At 64.1% G+C, this 22,061-nt stretch carries 19 protein-coding genes and 1 pseudogene; 12 read left to right on the top strand and 8 right to left on the bottom strand.

Annotation, left to right across the window (positions count from 1 at the left end; genetic code table 11):
• Positions 1–24: 24 nt before the first annotated feature.
• Positions 25–1,338: a GAF domain-containing protein gene (locus CIT39_RS10340; RefSeq protein WP_181955147.1), complete on the bottom strand. Its 1,314-nt coding sequence runs from the start codon at positions 1,336–1,338 to the stop codon at positions 25–27.
• Between the two features lie 12 nt (positions 1,339–1,350).
• Between CIT39_RS10340 and CIT39_RS10345 the strand changes: the two genes are divergently transcribed.
• The gene (locus tag CIT39_RS10345) at positions 1,351–1,545 is read left to right on the top strand and encodes a hypothetical protein (RefSeq protein ID WP_148667309.1); all 195 of its coding nucleotides are present in this window, start codon (positions 1,351–1,353) and stop codon (positions 1,543–1,545) included.
• A gap of 211 nt (positions 1,546–1,756) precedes the next feature.
• Positions 1,757–2,107 carry a UBP-type zinc finger domain-containing protein gene (locus CIT39_RS10350; RefSeq protein ID WP_094975841.1) on the top strand — a complete coding sequence of 117 codons (351 nt, stop codon included), beginning with the start codon at positions 1,757–1,759 and terminating at the stop codon, positions 2,105–2,107.
• A gap of 330 nt (positions 2,108–2,437) precedes the next feature.
• Here CIT39_RS10350 and CIT39_RS10355 read toward each other — a convergent pair whose 3' ends face one another.
• Positions 2,438–2,821 (bottom strand): YidH family protein, encoded by a 384-nt coding sequence (locus CIT39_RS10355; protein WP_094975446.1) that lies wholly within the window; start codon positions 2,819–2,821, stop codon positions 2,438–2,440.
• A gap of 42 nt (positions 2,822–2,863) precedes the next feature.
• Positions 2,864–3,607 carry an SDR family NAD(P)-dependent oxidoreductase gene (locus tag CIT39_RS10360; protein WP_094975445.1) on the bottom strand — a complete coding sequence of 248 codons (744 nt, stop codon included), beginning with the start codon at positions 3,605–3,607 and terminating at the stop codon, positions 2,864–2,866.
• 146 nt (positions 3,608–3,753) lie between these two features.
• Here CIT39_RS10360 and CIT39_RS10365 point away from each other — a divergent pair, with 146 nt between their 5' ends.
• The 6 genes and pseudogenes from CIT39_RS10365 (at position 3,754) to CIT39_RS10390 (ending at position 11,193) form a co-directional block, all read left to right on the top strand.
• A complete protein-coding gene (locus tag CIT39_RS10365) occupies positions 3,754–4,524 on the top strand; it encodes a methyltransferase domain-containing protein (protein ID WP_094975444.1) in 771 nt (256 codons plus the stop codon).
• 196 nt (positions 4,525–4,720) lie between these two features.
• On the top strand, positions 4,721–5,722 hold the full coding sequence (locus CIT39_RS10370) for a DctP family TRAP transporter solute-binding subunit (RefSeq protein WP_094975443.1): 1,002 nt from the start codon (positions 4,721–4,723) through the stop codon (positions 5,720–5,722).
• A gap of 274 nt (positions 5,723–5,996) precedes the next feature.
• Positions 5,997–6,302: pseudogene (locus CIT39_RS10375) on the top strand (TRAP transporter small permease); the annotation flags it as partial.
• 309 nt (positions 6,303–6,611) lie between these two features.
• A complete protein-coding gene (locus CIT39_RS10380; RefSeq protein WP_408612851.1) occupies positions 6,612–7,853 on the top strand; it encodes a TRAP transporter large permease in 1,242 nt (413 codons plus the stop codon).
• 121 nt (positions 7,854–7,974) lie between these two features.
• Complete coding sequence (locus tag CIT39_RS10385; protein WP_094975840.1) at positions 7,975–9,138, top strand: GGDEF domain-containing protein; 1,164 nt, start codon at positions 7,975–7,977, stop codon at positions 9,136–9,138.
• A 126-nt stretch (positions 9,139–9,264) separates the two neighbouring features.
• Positions 9,265–11,193 (top strand): alkyl/aryl-sulfatase, encoded by a 1,929-nt coding sequence (locus CIT39_RS10390; protein WP_094975839.1) that lies wholly within the window; start codon positions 9,265–9,267, stop codon positions 11,191–11,193.
• Positions 11,194–11,275: 82 nt separating this feature from the next.
• Here the strand turns inward: CIT39_RS10390 and CIT39_RS10395 are convergent, their stop codons facing one another.
• Positions 11,276–12,346 carry a glycosyltransferase family 4 protein gene (locus CIT39_RS10395; protein WP_094975441.1) on the bottom strand — a complete coding sequence of 357 codons (1,071 nt, stop codon included), beginning with the start codon at positions 12,344–12,346 and terminating at the stop codon, positions 11,276–11,278.
• Positions 12,347–12,622: 276 nt separating this feature from the next.
• Here CIT39_RS10395 and CIT39_RS10400 point away from each other — a divergent pair, with 276 nt between their 5' ends.
• The 4 genes from CIT39_RS10400 to CIT39_RS10415 are packed head-to-tail and all read left to right on the top strand — an operon-like array spanning position 12,623 to position 18,498.
• On the top strand, positions 12,623–14,386 hold the full coding sequence (locus CIT39_RS10400; RefSeq protein WP_094975440.1) for an ABC transporter ATP-binding protein: 1,764 nt from the start codon (positions 12,623–12,625) through the stop codon (positions 14,384–14,386).
• A 58-nt stretch (positions 14,387–14,444) separates the two neighbouring features.
• Complete coding sequence (locus CIT39_RS10405; protein WP_094975439.1) at positions 14,445–16,649, top strand: amylo-alpha-1,6-glucosidase; 2,205 nt, start codon at positions 14,445–14,447, stop codon at positions 16,647–16,649.
• A 20-nt stretch (positions 16,650–16,669) separates the two neighbouring features.
• Positions 16,670–17,188, top strand: a complete 519-nt coding sequence (locus CIT39_RS10410) for a PRC-barrel domain-containing protein (protein WP_162308436.1) — start codon at positions 16,670–16,672, stop codon at positions 17,186–17,188.
• Positions 17,189–17,211: 23 nt separating this feature from the next.
• On the top strand, positions 17,212–18,498 hold the full coding sequence (locus CIT39_RS10415) for an MFS transporter (RefSeq protein WP_094975438.1): 1,287 nt from the start codon (positions 17,212–17,214) through the stop codon (positions 18,496–18,498).
• A gap of 78 nt (positions 18,499–18,576) precedes the next feature.
• Here CIT39_RS10415 and CIT39_RS10420 read toward each other — a convergent pair whose 3' ends face one another.
• The 4 genes from CIT39_RS10420 to fixL all read right to left on the bottom strand — a co-directional run bounded on the left by CIT39_RS10420 (position 18,577) and on the right by fixL (position 21,977).
• Positions 18,577–19,275 carry a helix-turn-helix domain-containing protein gene (locus CIT39_RS10420; RefSeq protein WP_162308437.1) on the bottom strand — a complete coding sequence of 233 codons (699 nt, stop codon included), beginning with the start codon at positions 19,273–19,275 and terminating at the stop codon, positions 18,577–18,579.
• A gap of 103 nt (positions 19,276–19,378) precedes the next feature.
• Positions 19,379–19,795: a response regulator transcription factor gene (locus CIT39_RS10425; RefSeq protein ID WP_094975436.1), complete on the bottom strand. Its 417-nt coding sequence runs from the start codon at positions 19,793–19,795 to the stop codon at positions 19,379–19,381.
• 43 nt (positions 19,796–19,838) lie between these two features.
• On the bottom strand, positions 19,839–20,456 hold the full coding sequence (gene fixJ / locus CIT39_RS10430; RefSeq protein WP_094975435.1) for a response regulator FixJ: 618 nt from the start codon (positions 20,454–20,456) through the stop codon (positions 19,839–19,841).
• A gap of 3 nt (positions 20,457–20,459) precedes the next feature.
• Positions 20,460–21,977 (bottom strand): sensor protein FixL, encoded by a 1,518-nt coding sequence (gene fixL / locus CIT39_RS10435; RefSeq protein ID WP_094975434.1) that lies wholly within the window; start codon positions 21,975–21,977, stop codon positions 20,460–20,462.
• Positions 21,978–22,061 lie beyond the last annotated feature (84 nt).

The raw sequence follows: 22,061 nt of genomic DNA on the forward strand, positions 1-22,061 counted from the left end.
AGCGCAGCCGCGGAGCGTTTGGCGTCACCGCGTCTGGGGAGATGCCTTCCCCGTTGATGCGGCGCCGGGGCGCTTCGGCTTGGTCTGCAGCTGGGCCTGCCCAGCGATAGCGTCCTGCCGTCCGGACCGGACCGGGGAATCTGCGAGCGCAAAATCACGAAGCAGACGCACTGCCAGCCGCACCAGTTCGGCCTGGGTCTTGGCGCCGGTTCGCGCCAGCGCGGTTCGCAAGTGAAACCGCGCGGTGTGGATGGTGACGCCTTCGGCCTTGGCAAAGCTCTTCAAGTCGTCGTCGGCGGCAAGTGATGCGACCAGGCGTGCTGCGCCATTCGGCAATCCCAGTCCTTTGGACAGGATGTCCGCCGTGTTCGCCGATTCGAACTCGGGATCGTGCACGACCACGGTCGCACCGATCGTGCCGCGTTTCTCCCAATGCGATTGGGTGGACGGCTGCGGCGCCGGCGCGACCAGAACGACGTAGTCTCGCCCGCTGCTGCGTGGCACCGTGAGAATTCCGCCGACGCCGCCTTTCGCGACGTCGTCCACCAACGCATCGAAGCGCTGGCGCGCCTCGATTTTGACGGGCAGAGGACGCCCATTGCGATCAAGCGCGAATCCGTCGCCGCGCTGCGCGATGGTGCGCATTGCGGTATTGGCGAACAGCGTCACACCTTCATTGTCGAGCAGAATGAAGCCGGCCTGCATGCGGTCGAGCGATGCCTGCAGCCCGAGACTGCGGGCGTCGATCCGGAAGAACGATCGGCGCAGCAGCAAGGCGCGCGCGATGTGCGGCATCAAGCGTTCGAGCCGTGCGGCATCGTCGTCATCGAATGGCGGCCGATCTTCGCCGCGGATCAGCGCGATCATCCCGAACGAACCCTGCTCGACGTAGAGCGGGCCGCCGAGCGTCTCGATCAGGCCGAGCGGCAGAAAATACTCGTTGTAGAAGCGGTCCCTGTCGCGCTCCTCGCGCGTGAACATGCGGTCAGTGCTGAGAGCTTTTCCGACCGGCTGGCGGAGGTAGAGCGCCGGAGCCGGATCGATCTGCGCATAGTCCCTCTGATACCGCTCGATGTGCTGCTCCAAAATGCCGGAGGTCCACACGAAACTGGCGGTTGGATCCTGCGCATCCACGGTGACCAATGTGGCAGCGCGGCACGCAAAACTTTCCTGGATCAGGCGGACGGCGTTTCCGAACTCTTCCGCGTTCGTAACGCCACGAAAAAGAATATCCAGGAAGCGCTCGTCAGCGTCATTCCCATTCACGGACGACCTATCCCCAATCAACCAATGAAAAAAGACAAAGTGGCACAAGGCAATTGGAGTGATGCTATCCATTTGGATAGGTTATTGCGAATTGTTTTTGGACACGCTCAAAGACTAAGCGCCAAGGAGCGGCGCCAAGCCGGGTTCCTGATGGTTATTTTTGAAGCACTTTCACTGGCGGCTTCGCCAACGCTTGCGAGGCTCAAAACTGATGTCGGCGGCGAGCTCGGCATCATCGCGGCGTACGCCGCGATTGCGGAGATCCTGCAGGCGGAGTGAAGGGTTCGTACCGAAATCTCGAAAACAACCCCATGCAAAGTAGAACGTCCTTTGATCGATCAGGTGATTTTAGCGCGGTGCCGGGACTGGGCTCCGGGCGACCGTGCCGTTGACCCGTCGGGCAAAACACTGGCAAAATACGATCATGGCGGAGATCGCGGCGTGAATGCATCTGCGGTGACCGCCGGCACGTCCAGTGGATTGACCCATGATGTCTGAGAGCGATGGCATCAACCTCGCAGCCAAGCCGAGCGGAACGGGTTGCGCGGACTGTTCAGCGGCAGGCGGGTGGTGGTTTCATCTCCGCAGATGTGCCCAATGCGGCCACATCGGCTGCTGCGATGCGTCGCCCAACCAGCATGCGTCGAAACACAACGCGGCGACAGGTCACCCGATCATCACGAGCTTCGAGCCGGGCGAGCGATGGTTTTACGACTATCGGACAGGAGAGGCTTTCGTCGGTCCCAAGCTTCAGGGCCCTCAATCCCATCCTTCGGATCAGCCGGTGCCCGGGCCGGCTGGGGCCGTGCCTTCAGACTGGCAAACACGGCTCCACGACTAGGCATAGCTCGATCCATTGGCTGAGCATCGACGACCTGCCGACCGATTTCGTCTCGACAGCATGGCCCCGCTACGCCGGTGATCTGGAGTGCATGTTTTTTGCAGGAGTGGCAGTCTTGCTGCGAGCGTAACGGCACGGGTCTCAGAACGGATAGTGTGATGCGACTGCCACAGTTGCACGATTGATCGGCGAAAACGGCTGATGAACATGGCGTTGTAGGATGGGTAGATCGGTAGAGCACTGGGAAACCCATCATGTTCGATCTTGAAAGCGGTCGATGGGGTTCGCTGCGCTCTACCCATCCTACGGGGCCCGTGATCAACGACGAAGTCAGAGCGCAAAATAGACCGTCATCGCTGTCACGACCAGGCCCAGCACGACGGCAAGCACCAGTTCTGCCTTGATGCCCGCGGCGGAGTGAGATTGGGCGTCGTCGATCATTCGACCGATCCTGATGAAGCGAATAAGCGAAATCATGATGATGGCGATCCCGATCAGGATCAGCACCAAGCCGTCATAGTGACTGAACGGGCCCGTGAAGCGATCGAGTTGCAATCGAGACCCGGTGTCCGTCCTGCTGGCTTCGGCAATCGTTCGGACGAAGAGGTTGAATTTCTCGACGACAAAGCCAAACGCGATGATCGCGATGCCCGTCCTGACCCAGGCGAGAAAAGTCCGCTCGTTTGCTGCGTGGTCTGAGTACCTCTCGATCATCGAGACCTCTCTGGATGCTGTCGACCCATCCGACGGCTGCCTCTAAAACTGATACCGCCTCAGCCCCCCGTCCACCGGGATCACCGTGCCCGTGATGTAGCGCGCCACCGGCGAGGCCAGGAACACCGCGAGTGCCGCCAGATCTTCCGGCTCGCCCCAATAGCCCACGGGGATTTCCTCTTCCGCAAAGCGCTCGCGATAATCGGGCGCGTAGTTGCGGCGGATCTGCTCGCTCATGATGCGGCCGGGCGGGATGCAGTTGATGGTGATGCCGTGCTCGCCGATCTCGCGCGACAGGCCCTTGGCCCAGGCGTGGACCGCTGCTTTCGCGGCGAAGGCTGCGTTGAGGCCTTCGGGCTCGGACTTGCCGGTGATGTTGACGATGCGGCCCCATTTGCGCTCGATCATCTGCGGCAGCAGCGCATGCGCGATGCGGCGGTAGCTGGTGAAGTTCAACGCGATCGCCTCGTCCCATTTGCTGTCGGGCGCATCGACCGGCAGCGGGCGGCTGCCGCCGGCATTGTTGATGAGGATGTCGACATGGCCGAGCTCCTTCAATGCAAAGGCTGCGATCCTCTCCGCCGCGTCCTTGGCCATCACGTCCTGCTCGAACGGCGTGATCAGCCCGGAGCCTACCTCCTTCACCAGTTCGGCGAGAAGATCGGTGCGCCGCGCCACGCCGACGACCCGCACGCCCTCGGCAGCGAGGCCCTTGGCGATGGCGCGGCCGATGCCGATGCTCGCGCCGGTGACGACAGCGGTTTTCGATTTGAGCCCGAGGTCCATGGTCACACGCTCTCTTGTCTGGTTCTTGCTTGTTCGTGTTCGTTTCCTGCCCGTCCCGCGGACCTTGCGAATTGCCTGAGCGGGACGAGCAGTGGTAACCAAGAGCGGCGTTGAAGGAAACACGAAAAAGAAAAAGGCGTTGAGCGATGGTCTGGGATCCGCAGCAATATCTGAAATTCTCCGGCCACCGGTTGCGGCCTGCCGTGGACCTCTTGATGCGGATTCCGGATTTTGGCCCGCGCGAGATTGCCGACCTCGGCGCCGGTGCTGGCAACGTGACGAAACTGATCAAGGAACGCTGGCCGGAGGCAAACGTAACCGGCGTCGAGGGCTCGGCCGAGATGGTTGCCGCCGGCCGCAAGGCCGCCCCCGACGTGGAATGGTCGCACGAGGATCTCGGCGATTGGCATCCCGCCAGACAGTACGACTTGATCTATTCCAATGCCGCACTGCACTGGTTGCCCAATCATGCGGCATTGTTTCCGTCGGTCATGGAGAAGGTGAGGCCTGGCGGCATGCTTGCGGTGCAGATGCCGCGCAACTTTCTGGCGCCCTCCCATGTGCTGATCGGCGAGACCGCTCTCGATGGTCCGTGGCGGTCCAAGGTCGAGCATCTCGTCACGCCGCCCCCGGTCGAAGGGCCGGCCTTCTACCACGATCTGATTGCGCCGATGTCTGATAACATCGACATCTGGGAGACCGAATATTTGCAGGTGCTCGAAGGCGAGAACCCCGTCAAGGAATGGACCAAGGGGACCTGGCTGACGCGCTATCTCGACGTGCTCGCAGGCGAGGAGAAGATCGCATTCGAAGCCGCCTATGGCGCGCGGGTTGCGAAGGCCTATCCGAAGAATGCGGCGGGGCAGACCCTGTTTCCGTTCCGTCGCCTGTTCATGGTCGCCCAGCGCAAGAACTGATGCCTTGCCGCAATGCGGCATAAGCGCTCGTTCGGTTGAACGGGCGCGGATGGCGGGTTGCGTAGACAGCTTTCGTCAAGATAGTTTGGCTGCGGCAAATTGGGCTTAGGTCTAGTTGTTCGGCTTGCGGATTGCTGCCACTACTGATCTGTAAAACAAAAAGAACCCGATTTTCGAGGTTGTTGGGGAGGTCTTCATGCGCAAACTGCTTCTCGCGGTCGCCGCCGCCGCGCTGGTTCTGGCCCCTGCCGTTGGGCAGGCGCAAACTCCGATCGTCATCAAATTCAGCCACGTCGTCGCCAACGACACCCCGAAAGGGAAGGGCGCGCTGAAGTTCAAGGAGCTCGCCGAGAAATACACCGACGGCAAGGTCAAGGTCGAGATCTACCCGAACTCCACGCTCTACAAGGACAAGGAAGAGATCGAGGCGCTGCAGCTCGGCTCGGTGCAGATGCTTGCGCCCTCGACCGCGAAATTCGCGCCGCTCGGCATCAAGGAGTTCGAGGCGCTCGACCTGCCCTGGCTGTTCAAGGACGACCAGACCTATTCCAACGCGATGAAGGGCACGGTTGGAAAGTGGCTGTTCCAGAAGCTCGAGGCCAAGGGGATAACGGGGCTCGCTTATTGGGACAATGGCTTCCACATGGTCTCTTCGAATCGCCCGCTGGTGAAGCCGACCGATTTCCAGGGCTTGAAGGTCCGCATCTCCGGATCGAAGGTCGCGGACCAGTATTTCCGCCTGCTCGGGACGATCCCGCAGATCATGGCGTTCTCCGAAGTCTACCAGGCGCTACAGACCGGCGTGGTGGACGGCTGCGAGAACACTGCGTCCAACTACCTGACGCAGAAATTCTACGAGGTGCAGAAGGACATCACCGTGTCCTATCACGCGCATCTGCAATATGCCGTCATCGTCAATTCGAAATTCTGGTCGGGGCTGCCGCCCGATATCCGCACCCAGCTTGACAAGGCGATGGCGGATGCGACCGACTACACCAACTCGATCGCGCGCCAGGAGAACGAGGACGCACTGGCCGAGATCAAGAAGACGGGCAAGACGACTCTGCATTACCTCACCGACGCCGATCGAAAGGCCTGGCAGGAAGCGATGCAGCCGACTTATAAATGGGCAAAGGGCCGGGTCGGGCAGGAGGTGCTCGATCTCGTCGCCAAGGAACTCGACGTCAAGATGAACTGACGGCCGCGTCCCAACAAGAACAATGGCAACGGTCGGGGGTGATGCACTCCCGGCCGTTTCGCTCTTGGATGGACGAGCCAATGCTGGGGGGACGAAGTTGCTGCGTGTGCTGAATCGTGTGCTCGATCATCTCGAGGAATGGCTGATCGCGACGATGATCGCGGCTGCGACCTCGCTCATCTTCGTCGCCGTGCTGCACCGCTACGGCGCCGGGCTGTCGATCGACATCGCCAAATGGGCGGAAGCTCGCAACCTGACCTTCCTCGCCGTCCCCATGCGAGCTGCGTTCGTCTGGCTCGCCGCGGTCGACCTGTCCTGGGCGCAGGAACTCTGCATCTACATGTTTATCTGGATGGCGAAGTTCGGCGCCGCCTATGGCGTGCGGACCGGCATCCATGTCGGCGTCGACGTGCTGGTCAATATCCTGCCCGGCGGGTCGCGCCGACGTGTCATCACCTTCGGTTTGTTGTGTGGCGCGCTCTTCACCGCCATCGTCGCCTATTTCGGCGCCGCTTTCGTCGGCCAGATGTGGCAGACCGGCCAGCAGTCCAACGATCTCGAGGCGCCGATGTGGATGGTGTATCTCACCATCCCGCTCGGCTCCGGCCTGATGTGCTTCCGCTTCCTGCAGGTCGCCTGGTCGTTCTACCACACCGGCGAACTGCCGCATCACGACATGGCCGGCGTCGAAGGGGTCGAGGTGGACCCGGTGCATCCGGCCCCGGTGACGCCCACCCAGGTCGTCCGGGACGAGCGCAGCCCGCTCGGCTGGATCCTGATGCTGCTGCCGGTCCTGATCGTCGCCTTGTGCTTCGCTCATTCGGCTCACGTCATCACGCTGCCGCAGGGCCTGCGCGTCGCCATCGTGTTCGGGCTGCTGCTCTCCTTGATGCTGACGGGCATGCCGATCTCGATCGCGCTTGGTCTCACCGTGCTCAGCTTCATGTTCACGCTGACCGACGTGCGAACGGAATCGGTGGCGCTGAAGCTGTTCACCGGCATCGAGAATTTCGAGATCATGGCGATCCCGTTCTTCATCCTCGCCGGCAACTTCCTGACCCATGGCGGCGTGGCGCGGCGGATGATCAATTTCGCAACCTCGCTGGTCGGCCATTGGTACGGCGGTCTGGCGCTGTCGGGAGTGGTCGCCTGCGCGCTGTTCGCCGCGATCTCCGGCTCTTCGCCGGCAACCGTGGTGGCGATCGGCTCGGTGATCCTGCCGGCGATGGTCGCGCAGGGCTTCCCGAAGCGGTTCGGCGCCGGCGTGATCACGACGTCGGGCTCGCTCGGAATCCTCATTCCGCCGTCGATCCCGATGGTTCTCTACGCCGTCTCCACCAACAGCTCGGTGGGCAAGCTGTTCATCGCGGGCATCATACCGGGACTCGTGCTCGCGTTCCTGCTTGGAGCCACGACCTTCTATCGCGCCTGGCGCAACGACTATCCGCGGATGCCGAAGGCGACGTTCATGCAGCGCTTCGATGCGTTCCGCAAGTCGATCTGGGGCATCCTGCTGATCGTGATCGTGATCGGCGGCATCTACAGCGGCCTGTTCACGCCGACCGAGGCCGCCGCCGTCAGCGCGGTTTACGCCTTCATCGTCGCGGTGTTCATCTATAAGGATCTGAAGCTGCGGGACGTGCCGCGGGTGCTGCTGTCGTCGGCGAACCTTTCGGCGATGCTGCTCTACATCATCACCAACGCCGTGCTGTTCTCGTTCCTGATGACCTACGAGAACGTGCCGCAAGCGCTGGCGCAATGGATGATCGACCAGGGCCTGGGGTGGATCGGCTTCCTGCTGCTCGTCAATCTCCTGCTGCTGGTGGCGGGCAACGTGATGGAGCCGTCTTCGATCATCCTGATCATGGCCCCGATCCTGTTTCCGGTCGCGGTCAAGCTCGGCATCGATCCCATTCATTTCGGCATCCTGATGACGGTCAACATGGAGGTCGGCCTCTGCCATCCGCCTGTCGGTCTCAATCTCTACGTCGCATCGGGCATCGCCAAGATGGGCATTACCGAGCTCACGGTCGCCGTGTGGCCATGGCTGCTGACGATGCTGGGATTCCTGGTGGTCGTGACCTACTGGCCGGGCCTGTCGTTGTGGCTGCCGAGACTGCTCGGGATGTAATGTGGGCGAGGATCACGCATGGCTAACGCGCGGTTAACCCGCGCGCTAAAATGCCAGCGTGATGCGACGCAGCCCTTTTTACGGATGTGAGGTAGGAACATGCCAGAAGATGGGAGCTGGCATGTTCTTCGACAGGATGGAATCCGGACGGGCGTCGATTTCCGATGCCGTCTATCTGGAAGTCATCGGGGGCCTTCACGGCACCACGATGCCGAACATTCTCGCGGCCGCCTGCCTCGCAATGGTCGGCGCCATCACGACCTACGAGACCGGGGACATGGTGATGGCGATCCTGACGGTCGCCGGTGTCATGGTGGCGATCGTCCGTCTGTTCGAAATTCTCGCTTTCCGTCGCCGTTTCGCGCGTTCACCGCAACTCGATCGGGCCGAGGCCGCGACCTGGGAGCGGCGTTACATTGCCGGCACCGTTGCGACGGCATTGGTGCTTGGCGTGTTCGCCGCGCGCAGCATCATGCTGGGTGATGCGCTCTGCTCCGTGATGGCGATCGGGATCGGATTCGGCTTCGGCGCCGGCGTGGTGGCGCGGCTGGCGCTGCGTCCCGTCGCGGCGCTGCTCGATCTGGTCGCGATCGCCGGGCCCACCGCGATCGTCACTTTCATGCAGCCGGATCTGCGCCACGTCGGCCTCGGGCTCCTCATTCTGATGTACGTGGTCGCGAGTTTCGAGATGGTTCGGTTGAGCTTCAACGCCTCGATCAGCCAGATCACGCTGAAGCGGAAATTCGAGCAGCTCGCGCGCTCGGATTCGATGACCGGCCTATCCAACCGCTCGGTGCTGGCGGCGGACCTGCCCCTGATGCTGTCGGCCGGGATGGTTGCGGTCCATACGCTCGATCTCGACCGCTTCAAGGAGGCCAATGACCGGTTCGGCCATCCCGCCGGTGACGCGCTGCTGAAGCAGGTCGCCGGGCGGCTCAAGGCGCTCGTCACGCAAGACGACCTGTTGATCCGCATGGGCGGCGATGAATTCGTCCTGGTCCAGCGCGCGGCGGCTGATGCGGAGGCGATGGCGGAGCGCATCGTGCAGTCGATCAGCGCGCCGTACGACGTCGCCGGACAGGTGATCGAGCTCGGCGTCAGCGTCGGTGTTGCCGTCGCGCCGGACGACGGGCGCACCGCGGAAGCGCTGCTGTCGCGCTCCGACAAGGCGCTGTACCGGGCCAAGCAAAATCGCGGCGGCTATGTGCTGGCGCGGGAATTGCGGGTGGCGGAAGCGGCTGTTGCAACGGCGGTCACCGAAGGACTGGCCGCGCACGCGGCATAGACGGTGCCACCTTCTCCCACAGGGAAAGGGAAGAAGAGACATCCAATGTCCTTTCGCCTCCACCGGTGATGGCAATCGACCGCGAGATGCGGTTAGATGCCGCGCAACCGGCCGGGAGGGAAGAACATGATCAACGCCAGCAACGAGCCGAAGGACGCGAGCGCGTCCGTCATCGCGCAGCAAACGGCAATGCTGAACGCGCTGCCGTTTTCCGACACGCGGGATTTCGATGACGCCGCGCGCGGCTTCCTCGGCACGATCGAAAACGCTGCGATCACGAACCCGCAGGGGCGGACTGTCTGGAGCCTCGAGCCTTACGGCTTCCTGTCCACTGAGAAGGCGCCGCCGACGGTCAATCCGAGCCTGTGGCGGCAGTCGCGGCTCAACATGCAGCACGGCCTGTTCGAGGTCGTGCCCGGTGTCTACCAGGTGCGCGGGCTCGACATCGCGAACATGACGCTGATCGAGGGCGACAGCGGCGTCATCGTCGTCGACACCCTGACCTCGATCGAGGGCGCGCGGGCCGCGCTCGATCTCTATTTCAGGCATCGCGGCCTGAAGCCGGTCGCGGCCGTCATCTTCACGCACACCCACACCGACCATTGGGGTGGGGCGCGCGGCGTGCTGGAGGAGGATGCGCTGGCCACTGCCAGCGTGCCGATCATCGCGCCGAACCTGTTCATGGAGCACGCGGTGTCCGAGAACATCATCGCAGGCCCCGCGATGCTGCGCCGTGCCCAGTATCAGTTCGGCCCGCTGCTCGCCAAGAGCGCGCGGGGGCAGGTCGATTGCGGGCTCGGCAAGTCGATGGCGGCGGGTTCGGTCGCGTTGCTGCGCCCGACCGACCTGATCATGGCGACCGGCGACAGGCGCGTCATCGACGGCGTCGAATTCGAATTCCAGATGGCGCCGAACAGCGAAGCGCCGGCGGAGATGCACTTCTTCATCCCCCGCTACAAGGTGCTGAACCTCGCCGAGAACTGCACCCACAATTTCCACAATCTGCTGCCGTTCCGCGGCGCCGACGTGCGCGACGCGCTGGCCTGGTCGAAATATCTGGGCGAGGCCTTGCAGCTCTGGGACGGCAAGGCGGAGGCGATGTGCGGCCAGCATCACTGGCCGGTGTGGGGACGTGAGCGCATCGGCACGATGATCCGGCAGCAGCGCGATCTCTACAAATTCGCGCACGACCAGACCATCCGCCTGATGAACCACGGTCTCACCGCCGCCGAGATCGCCGAGACGATCCAGTTGCCGAAGAGCCTGGAAGGCGCCTGGCACGGCCGCGGCTATTACGGCCACATCCGGCACAACGTGAAGGCGATCTATCAGAAATATCTCGGCTGGTACGACGCCAACCCGGCCAATCTCGATCCGCTGCCGCCGGTGGAGTCCGGAAGGAAATATGTCGAATACATGGGCGGCGCCGACGCCATGCTGGCGCGGGCGCGTGCGGATTTCGACAAGGGTGAATTCCGCTTCGTCGCGCAGGCGCTCGGCCATCTCGTCTTCGCCGAGCCTGATCATGCGGCGGCGCGCGCTCTGCTCGCCGACACGCTGGAGCAGCTCGGCTACGCCGCCGAAAGCGCGACCTGGCGCAACGCCTATCTGTTCGGCGCGCAGGAATTGCGCTTGGGCATGCCGAAGGTGCCGGCGCGCCCGCCGATGCCGCGCGAAACGCTGGCTGCGCTGCGCACCGGGCAGCTCTGGGACGTGCTCGGCATCCGCCTCAACGGTCCCAAGGCGGAAGGAAAGCACATCGTGCTGAACTGGAATTTCTCCGACACCGGCGAGACCTTCGTGCTCAATCTGGAGAACTGCGCGCTCACCTACGCCGAAGGCGTGCAGGCGGAGGGCGCCGATGCCAGCTTCACGCTGGCGCGCTCCACGCTCGACGAGGTGATCGCCAAGCTGACGAGCTTTCCGGAGGCGGTCGCGGCGGGGAAGGTCAAGCTCGCGGGCAACCCGATGAAGCTCGCCGAGCTGATGGGCCTGATGGACGAGTTTCCACGGATGTTCGAGATCGTGGAGCCGAAGCGGGCGGTGGTGAAGTAGGAGCTCGGGCCCCGGACGCAGCGCAGCGCGACTTCAGCGGTGTGCTGCAGAGCCGGGACACGAGAGTTGCAGATGCTTCGCTCTACTCCGCGCTGCTCACCAGCTTGATCCGCGGCGCCTTCTGCTCGGCGAGGCGGCGGTAGGCCGCGAGATAGTCCAGCGCCATACGCCGCGCGGTAAAGCGCGTCTCGAACTGCTTGCGGATGGCGGCGCGGTCGAGTTGCGCGAGGCGGCCGACGACGCCGGCCGCGCTGAGAAGGTCCTCGACGATGAAGCCGGTCAGCCCCTCGTCGATGATCTCGGGCACCGAGCCGCGGTTGAAGGCAACGACCGGCGTGCCGCAGGCCATGGCTTCGATCATCACGAGGCCGAACGGCTCCGGCCAGTCGATCGGCAGCAGAAGGCCGAGCGCGCCGCTGAGGAATTCCGACTTCTCGTGATCGCCGATCTCGCCGATGAAATCCACCAGCGGATTGTTCTCGATCATCGGCCGGATCAACTCGTCATAGTAGTCTTGGTCGGCGCGATCGACCTTGGCCGCGATCTTGAGCGGAATGCCGCAATGGGTCGCGATCTTGATGGCGCGGTCGACGCCCTTCTCGGGCGCGATGCGGCCGAGCACGGCGAGATATTCCTGCTTCGCCGGCTTTGGCGTCAGCAAATTCTCCGGCAGGCCGTGGTAAATCGTCTGCACCCAGTTCGCCTGCGGCACCGGCCGCCGCTGCGCATTGGAGATCGAGACGACGGGCATCTTGGAGAAGGTGTTGAAGACCGGCTGATGCTCCGGAAGATCGAGCCGGCCGTGCAGCGTGGTCAGGAACGGCGTCGGCTGCCGATGGAACAACGACCACGGATAATAGTCGAGATGGAAGTGGAGGAAGTCGAACTCCTCGTCGTCACATTTCTGCCGTACATGCTCCAGCAGCACCATGTGCAGCGCGTTGGGATCGCGCACGGAACCATCGAGGCGTAGCGCTCTCGGCCACAGCGCATCCAGCTTGGCTGATGTCTGGGAGTCTCCGCTGGCGAACAGCGTCACGTCGTGCCCGAGGGCCACCAGCTCTTCCGTCAACCAGTGCACCACCCGCTCGGTGCCGCCATACAGCTTGGGTGGAACAGCCTCCGTCAACGGAGCTACCTGCGCAATGCGCATCTCACCATCTCCTCTGTGCGATCATGATCGTAGAAGCCCCCGCCATGTTTCGGCACCGGCATGCCAAGGTGGGAACGTTCTCGCATTTGCGAAGTTCCTTCTTCCGACCGTTACTTCTTCGACACACTGCAGCGTGGTCGCGACGATGCCATCACCTCTTCTCACATCGTCCGCATCCGCGTGTCGTGATGAGACTGCCCGGGAACCGCGGCGAAGCAGTCGATGTTCAGTCGGCTGAGACAAAAAACTTAAATCAACAGTACGGGGCGATAGCCTATGGATCATCTTTCTGGGTACGCGCGCAGGCCATTTGCCTTTGTCTTGCGCTATCTTCGGATGCGAATGGCATCGCATCTGGTGATCGTGATCGCGGTTGTTGCAGCGGTTGCCTGCTCCGTAGGCACTCAATATGGGGTCAAATCTCTGGTCGACGCCTTGTCTGCGGGGCCTTCGCAAGGCGGAGGCGTATGGCTGGCATTCATTCTGCTCATGTCGCTGATCACCGCCGACAATTTCCTGTGGCGGATCGCGAGCTGGACAGCGAGCTTTACCTTCGTTCGGGTCACGGGGGATTTGCGTCGTGACATATTTCGTCATCTGACCGGTCATGCGCCGAGCTATTTTTCAGACCGGATGCCGGGCATGCTGACCAGCCGCATTACGGCCACATCCAATGCCGTGTTCACGGTCGAGAACATGTTTGTCTGGAATGTGTTGCCGCCCTGCATTGCCACAGTTGCGGCAATCGCCTTGATTGGAACCGTCAGTCCTTACATGGCGCTTGGCTTGCTCGTGATCGCCGGTGGCATGGTACTCGCGATGTTTCGCCTTGCCGCCGCGGGCAAGCCGCTGCATGACGACTTCGCCGACAAGGCCGCCGTGGTCGACGGCGAGATGATCGACGTCATTAGCAACATGCCCTTGGTGCGGGCCTTCTGCGGCATCGGCCACGAGCACGAGCGGTTCGACGCGACGGTGAACCGGGAGCTGACCGCGCGAAGCCGCAGCCTGCGCTATCTCGAGAAGTTGCGGCTGCTGCATGCCGCCGTGACCGTGGTTTTGACGGTCGCGCTGATGGCCTGGGCCGTCACCCTGTGGCAGAAGGGCGAGGCGACCACCGGCGACGTCGTGCTGGTCTGTACACTCGGCATCTCCATTCTCAGCGCCACCCGCGATCTCGCAGTGGCGCTGGTGGACGTCACCCAGCACGTCGCGCGGCTGACGGAGGCGATTGCCACGCTGCTGGTGCCTCACGAGCTGCGCGATCATCCCGACGCCGAGCCGCTGGTGAAGAGCGGCGCGGCGATCGCGTTCAACAACGTCAGCTTCGGCTATCCCGGCAGCGACAAGATCTTCGAGCGTTTCAGCCTGCGGCTTCAGCCCGGCCAGCGCGTCGGCCTGGTCGGGCAATCCGGCGGCGGCAAGTCCACGCTGTTCACGCTGCTGCAGCGCTTCTACGATACCGACGAGGGCAACATCACGATCGACGGCCAGGACATTTCGAAGGTCACGCAACTCAGCCTGCGCGAGGCGATCTCGGTCGTGCCGCAGGACATTTCCCTGTTTCACCGCTCCATCCGCGAGAACATCCGCTATGGCCGGCCAAACGCAACCGACGACGAGGTGCTGCGGGCCGCGATCGCGGCGCGCTGCGATTTCATCGATAGCTTGCCGGAGGGGCTCGACACCATGGTCGGCGACCGCGGGGTCAAGGTGTCCGGCGGCCAGCGCCAGCGCATCGCGATCGCGCGCGCCTTCCTGAAGGATGCGCCGATCCTGCTGCTGGACGAGGCGACGGCCGCGCTCGACAGCGAATCCGAGGAGGCCATCCGCGAGGCGCTGTCGCGCCTGATGCGCGGCCGCACCGTGATCGCGATCGCGCACCGGCTGGCAACGCTGCGCAATTTCGACCGCGTGGTGGTGCTGAGGAATGGCAAGATCATCGAAGACGGCTCGCCCGAGCGTCTGATGCAAGGCCATGGGCCCTATCGTGAATTGGTCACGCAGGAAATGAGCCGGCTCGCACAGGCCGCAGCGTAAACCAAGAGTCGCGTTGTCGAGTCGGTTGCGTCTTGAAACAAGCGCAGGGGATCAGCTCATGTCGGCCGAAGCCGTAACCCACCTTGCCTCCGTCACGCGAACCTCGGAGCAGGTCGCGGAGCAGCCTTTCTATATCCCGATGACCGGGCCGTCGGCACGGCCGCGGCGATCCCTCAAGCACGACGACATGTTCATCGTGCTCGACAGCCATGGCGACATCGGCGCCTCGGCCGGCGGGCCGGACGGCCTGTTTCACTACGACACCCGCTATCTGGCGCGGCTGGAGCTGGTGCTCGACGATCTCCAGCCGCTGCTGCTGGGCTCCAACCTGCGCGACGACAATTCGGCGCTGACTGTCGACCTCACCAATCCAGACATCTACCGTCAGGAACGCCTCGTCCTCCAGAAGGACTTGCTGCACATCGTGCGCACGATCTTCCTGTGGCGCGGCACGGCCTATCAGCGCATCGGGGTGCAGAACCATGGCGATGCGCGCGCCAGTTTCGAGTTGACGCTGCTGTTCGACAACGACTTTGCCGATCTGTTCGAGGTCCGCGGCGAGCGCCGCCCGCACCGCGGCACCGGCACGGGCAAACTGCTCGGTTCGACCGACGTGCTGTTCGAATATCGTGGCCTCGACGACACCGAGCGCACCACGGGTTTGCATTTCGATCCCCGCCCGACGCGGCTGTCGGTGAATGCTGCGACCTGGCAGCTCGAGCTGGGCCCGCATGAATCCAAGTCGCTGTTCGTGGCCGTGTCCTGCAACCGTCCGATCGCCGAGAAGCCCGCACGCTTCTTCCGCGGCCTGCTCGCTCATCGCCGCGAGATGCGGCAGTCGACGATGGGGGCGGCGAGCGTCGAGACCTCGAACAACATCTTCAACGAGGTGCTGTGCCAGGCCATGGCCGACCTCAACATGCTGATGACGGAGACGCCGCAGGGGCGTTATCCCTATGCCGGCATCCCCTGGTATTCGACGACGTTCGGCCGCGACGGCCTGATCACCGCGCTGCAGATGCTGTGGATCGATCCGCGCGTCGCCAAGGGCGTCTTGCGCCGGCTCGCGCATTTCCAGGCCAAGGCGGTGGATCCGCTCGCGGATGCCGCGCCCGGCAAGATCCTGCATGAGATGCGCGGCGGCGAGATGGCGGCGCTGCGCGAGGTGCCGTTCGCGCAATATTACGGCAGCGTCGATTCGACCGCGCTGTTCGTGCTGCTCGCCGGAAGCTATTTCGAACGGACCGGCGACGAGAAGACCCTGATCGAACTGTGGCCGGCGATCGAGGCGGCGCTGGCCTGGATCGACGGTCCCGGCGACCCAGACCAGGACGGTTTCGTCGAATACCAGCGCGCGACCGAGAAGGGGCTGGCCAACCAGGGCTGGAAGGATTCCTACGACGCGATCTTCCATGCCGACGGCCAGCTTGCCGAGGGCAATATCGCGCTCGCGGAAGTCCAGGGGTATGTTTACGCCGCCAAGCAGCTCGCCGCGCGTTGCGCGCTGCGGCTCGGCAAGCCGGACCGCGTGCGCAAGCTCGAGGCCGAAGCCAGGACGCTGGCCGAGCGCTTCGAGAAGGCGTTCTGGTGCGAGGAGCTCGGCACCTACGCGCTCGCCCTCGACGGCAAGAAGCGGCCGTGCAAGGTGCGGACCTCGAACGCCGGCCAGGTGCTGTTCAGCGGCATGATCCGCGAGGACCGTGCCCGCCTCGTCGCCGCCGATCTGATGGGGCCACATTTCTTCTCGGGCTGGGGCATCCGTACCGTCGCGCAAGGCGAAGTACGATACAACCCGATGTCCTATCATGACGGGTCGATCTGGCCGCACGACAATGCGCTGATCGCGCTCGGGCTCGCGCGCTACGGTCTGAAGCATTCGGTCGCGCATGTCTTCAAGGGGCTGTTCGACGCCGCCACCTATATGGACCTGCGCCGGTTGCCCGAATTGTTCTGCGGTTTCCGGCGCGAGAAGCGGCGCGGTCCGACGCTCTATCCGGTCGCCTGCGCGCCGCAGGCCTGGGCCAGCGCGACGCCGTTCACGCTGCTGGAGGCGGCGCTCGGCATCGAGTTCGACGTGGCGCGCAGCGAGATTCGCCTGCGCAACCCGCATCTGCCGGCGTTCCTCAACGAGGTGATCCTGCGCGATTTGCGCCTCGGCGAATCCAGCGTCGATCTTCGTGTCAGCCGCCACGGCGACGACGTGGCGCTTGAAGTCTTGCGCACGCGCGGCCGGATCCAGGTCTCGATCGTGCTGGCGCGCTAGGGGCGCGCAGGGAGAGTGTCATGCGTGCGATCGGAGCGTTGATCCTTGGCATAGCCATCGTCGCGGGCGTGGCGGTGGCGACGTCGCGCGCCGCAGACGAACCGCCCGCAGGGCAGAGCGAGGCGAAAGCGCCGGCGGCACCGTCGCCGAGCTCGGCCGTCCCGGTCACGCCGAAGGATGCTGCGCCGCCGCCGTCGGTGACCATCATCGGCGCCAGCGAAGCTCACGGGGTGCTCGGCCGCGACGTGCGCAGCGCGGCCGGCGAGGACATGGGCCGGATCGTTGACGTCATCGTCGATCGCAGTGGTCACGTCCGCGCCGCGGCGATTGATTTCGGCGGGTTTCTCGGCGTCGGCAGCCGCAAGATCGTGGTGGACTGGAACGCATTGCGCTTCGGCAAGATTGCCAACAAGAAGGACAGCATCACGCTGGAATTGACCAAGGCGCAGGTCGCGGCCGCGCCGGAATACAAGGAGGATGCGCCGATCGTCGTGCTCGGCGCATCCGGCAGCCTTCAACCGCTGCAAGCGATCCAGTGAGGTGCGGGGAGGGCTGACCGCCTGTGCTGTTGTCGAGGAAGCCGAAACATGCCGATCGCGACGGCCGCTCCGAGCAGGACAGCGTCGCCGCGCCGCCGGCCGCGCGCATTCCTGCGCCGTCGCGCCAGAGCCTGCGCGGCCTCGACTGGTTCATCTTCTTCCTCGCCGACGTCCAGACCGGATTCGGTCCCTTCATCGCGGTCTATCTGACGACCCAGAAATGGACCCAGGTCGAGATCGGCCTGGTGCTGTCGATCGGCGGTATCGTAGCGTTGATCGGGCAGATGCCGGGTGGGGCGATCATCGATGCCGCGAAATCGGAGCGGCTGGTCGCAGGCCTTGCCATTGCGGCCATCGGCTGCTGTGCACTCGCTTATGCCGCGATGCCGATCTTCCTGGTCGTGGTGGCTGCGGCCACCTTGCATGCGGCGGCGAGCTGCGTGCTGGGGCCGGCGATTGCGGCGATCAGCCTTGGCCTGGTCGGGCCGTTCGCGATCGGCGAGCGGCTCGGGCGCAACGCGCGCTTTGCCTCGCTCGGGAGCGGCGTTGCCGCGGCGGTGATGGGCACCGTCGGCTATCTGCTGTCGAGCCGCGCCGTGTTCCTGGTCACTTTCCTGCTCGCGATTCCGACCCTGATCGCTCTCTCCCGCATCCGCGAGCAGGAGGTCGACATTGCCCGCTGTCACGGTGAGATGCCGCGCGAAGCGGCCGATCATGGTGACACCAATATCTGGCACCTGATCCGGCAACGGCCTCTCATCGTGTTCGCCCTGAGCGTGTTGCTGTTGCAGCTCGCCAATGCCGCGATGATGCCCCTGATGGCGAGCGCGGTGACGGCGCGGTCCGCCCAATGGGCGACAGTGCTCGTCGCCTTTTGCATTGTCGTTCCGCAAGCGATCGTGGCGCTGCTGTCGCCGACGGTCGGGCGCAAGGCGCAGGCATGGGGCCGCCGGCCGTTGCTTCTGATCGGATTCGGCGCGCTGATGATTCGCGGCCTGCTGTTTGCGACCGTGCGCGATCCGTATCTGCTGGTCGCGGTGCAGGTGTTCGATGGCATCACCGCGGCAGTGTTCGCGGTGATGATTCCGCTGATCGTCGCCGACGTCGCCTTCGGCAGCGGGCACTTCAACCTTGCGCAGGGCATCGTCGGCACCGCGACCGGCATCGGTGCAGCGCTGAGCACCGCGCTTGGCGGCTATGTCAGCGACAAGTTCGGCAATGCCACGGCGTTCATCGGGCTTTCCGGTGTGGCCGCGACCGGACTCTTGCTGATTCTTTTCGTGATGCCGGAGACGCGGCGCAGGGCATGATTCGCGGCCCAAACAAAATGGCCGGCCGAAACGCGTTCGGCCGGCCAGGTGTGTAGGGAGTGGGAAGATCGGCGAAGATCAGGCGTCGAGATGCTGCAGGCGCTGGCGGTTGCGCAGCACGATCTGGCGGGCGCCGGAGAAGCCCAGAATGCCCTGGGCGTGAAGCTGCGACAGCGCGCGCGACACGGTTTCGAGCGTGAGGCCGAGATAGTCGCCGATGTCGCGGCGGCACATCGGCAGCGCCATCATGCCGGCAACGGCAAGGCGGCGGTCCATTTCGAGCAGGAAGGTCGCAACGCGCTCCATCGCCGTCTTGCGGCCCAAGAGCAGCATGTGATCCTCGGCATGGCGCAGCTCGCCGGCCGTCATCGCCCAGAGCTTGCGGGCAACCTGCACGTCGATGCCCGCGGCCTTCTCGAGGCTGGCGCGCTTCACGAGGCGCACCGTGGTGTCGATGATGGCTTCGGCAGCAAGGCGGTGAGCGGGACCGGATTCGAGGCCGAACACGTCGCCGGGAAGATGGAAGGCGCCGATCTGGCGGCGGCCGTCGGACAGGAGCTTGTAGCTGCTCACTGCGCCTGACACGACCTGGTAGACATATTCGGCGGGCTCGTCCTCGCCATAGATCTCCTCGTCCTTGCGGTAGGAGAACTCGGTGGCGACGAGGCCGACATGGCCGGTGACGGCGCCGAACTGGTCGATGACGGGATGGGCGGGGGCGATCTTGCCAACGATCTGGGTGTTGATCGCCTGGGTGTTGAGGGTCTGGGTGAGCATCTGCGCCATCTCCGTTGTGATGGCGCTTTGGTACGCGGTATCGGGGGCTTCGAAAATTTCGAGCGATATCTTAAGGGGGTCTACCTACGTAGAATCCCGTAGGTCACGCGCGGGGGCGGTCCTGGATGGCGTGGCGGATGCACTTGACCAGATTTTCCTCGAGAAGCGGCTTCAAAACCACGTCTTTGATGCCCGCCGTCGCAGCCCGGGTCGAGATGTTCTCGTCGGGATAGCCGGTGATCAGGATCACAGGCGCGTCCCGGTCGGATTTGCGTAATTGGCCGGCCAGCTCGATGCCATTGATGTCGGGCATCTTGTAGTCGATCACATAGCAGTCCGCGCCGGGCGTAGCGCTCGCGTTGAGCAGCGCGGTGCCGCTCCTGAAGGTCCGCACGGCAAAGCCGTCGGTCTCCAGCAGGAACCGCAGCGATCCCAGGACGGCGGCATCATCGTCGACCACAAACACGGTGGGTTGTGGGGAGGACGACGCCTGGGCGCGATGTGAGCTGACCTCGATCATGCTGTCTGGTTAGCACGGCGCCGAAAAAGGGCCTTGACCTGCCTCAATCGTTGAGCATCCCGGCGCGCATCGCCAGCCGGACCAGCTCCGAAAGGCTGCTCGCCTGCATCTTGGTCATGACGTTGGCCCGGTAGACTTCGATGGTGCGCGGGCTGATGTCGTATTCGCGGGCGATCAGCTTGTTGGACAGGCCCGCGATCAGCCCCTCCATCACCTGACGTTCACGCGGGCTCAAGGAGGCGACGCGTGCAGCGATGTCCTGGGCGACGGCCTCGTTCTTGGCGGCCGGCTCGGCCTCCCTGATCGCGGCTTCGATCATGGCGACGAGGCGGTCGTCCTCGAACGGCTTTTCGAGGAAATCGACGGCCCCGAGCTTCATCGCCTCGACCGCGAGCGGAACGTCGCCATGACCCGTCATGATCAGGATGGGAAACGGGCTTTGCTGCGCCTTCAAGCGCTTCAGCAGCTCGATTCCATCCATGCCGGGCATGCGCACGTCCGAGACAACGCAGCCGAAGCCGAGGCCGGGCAGGGCATCGAAAAAGGCGAGCGCGTCGTCGAACAGCGTGACGCCGAAGCCGGCGGAATCCAGCAGGAAGTTGAGCGAGTCGCGCATCGCCGCGTCGTCGTCGATGACGTAGACATGTCCCTTGGTCGTCATGGATCAGCTCTCGTCGGTTGCTGGCAAGGTGAAGCGGAATGTCGCGCCGCCCACTGCGTTGCTCTCGGCCCACATGCGGCCGCCATGAGCCTCGATGATCGAGCGGCTGATGGACAGCCCCACGCCCATGCCGGTGTCTTTGGTGGTGAAGAAGGTCTGGAACAGGTTCGGAAGGACGTCGTCCCGGAAGCCGGAGCCGGTATCCGAGACTTCCACCTCGATCATGTCGTCGGCGACACAGGTGTTGGCGACGACGAGCTCGCGCCGCGGCGAATGCGCCATCGCCTCCAGCGCGTTGCGGAACAGATTGACCAGCACCTGCTGGATCTGTACGCGATCGGCAAGGACGAGATCGGCGTCGGGATCGAGGCTGAAGCGGAGCTGCACGTTCTGCTCGCGCGCGCCGGCGAGCCCGAGCGCGCCGGCCTCCTCGATCAGCTTGGACAGGCTCTCGACCCGCTTCTCCGACTCGCCGCGGGAGACGAAGTCGCGCAGGCGCCGGATGATCTGGCCGGCGCGCAAGGCCTGCTCCGCCGCGCGATCCAGTGCGCTTTCGACCTTCGGGGTGTTGGGGTCGCTGCTGCCGGCAAGGAGGCGCCGCGATCCCTTCATGTAATTGCTGATCGCTGCCAGCGGCTGGTTGAGCTCATGGGCGAGCGCGGAGGCCATTTCGCCCATCGCGGTCAGCCGCGAGACGTGGACGAGCTCGGATTGCAATTCCTGGAGCCGGGCCTGGGTCTGCTGGTGTTCGGTGAGGTCGCGGACGAAGCCCGTGAAATAGGGCTCGCCGGCGGATTCCATCTCGCCGATCGACAGATGCATGGGAAAAGTCGTGCCGTCGCGGCGCTTGCCCGTCACGATGCGGCCAATGCCGATGATGTGCGGATCGTTCGTGGTGCGGTAACGGGCGAGGTAGCTGTCGTGGCGGGTGCGATCGGGCTCCGGCATCAGGATGCTGACGTTCTGGCCGATCGCCTCGTGCTCCAACCAGCCGAACAGGCGCTCCGCGGCCGTGCTGAAGAGTTGCATGATGCCGTGGCCGTCGATGACGATCATGGCGTCGGGAATGGTATGGAGGATGGAGCGGAGGTGGGTCTCGCGCGTGCGCAGCGCCTCTTCGACCTGCTTTTCTGCGTCGATATCGAGAAGGATGCCGCTGAGATGACGAGCGGCGCCGGATTCGTCCCGAATGAGTCCGGCCCGGGCGCGGATCCACTGCCCGCTGCCGGAGGCATTCGCGACCCTGAACGACACGTCAAAGCTGCCGCCACTCTCGGAAACGCGCTTGATTGCGTCCTCGATCCGCTCTCTGTCCGTGGGTTGAAGGCGCGACAGGAACAGATCGTAGCTCGCCGGCTGATCCCGCTCGACGCTGAGCAGCCCCCTGGCGGTATCGGACCAGTCCAATTCCCGTGTCGCGAGGTCGAGATCCCAGGTGCCGACGCCAAACCCTTCGATCCGAACGCGAAAACGTTCGCCCCGACCGTCGTCCTGCGAGTGCGTTACGCGGCTCGGCGACAAATGATGCTCCAATCCTGATGCGGCCGCTCCGGACGCGGTTACCACTCGCCTAATGTCGCCTAAGGCCGGGCTGGAGGCAAGTTC

The sequence above is a fragment of the Bradyrhizobium symbiodeficiens genome, from assembly GCF_002266465.3.
GTDB lineage: Bacteria > Pseudomonadota > Alphaproteobacteria > Rhizobiales > Xanthobacteraceae > Bradyrhizobium > Bradyrhizobium symbiodeficiens.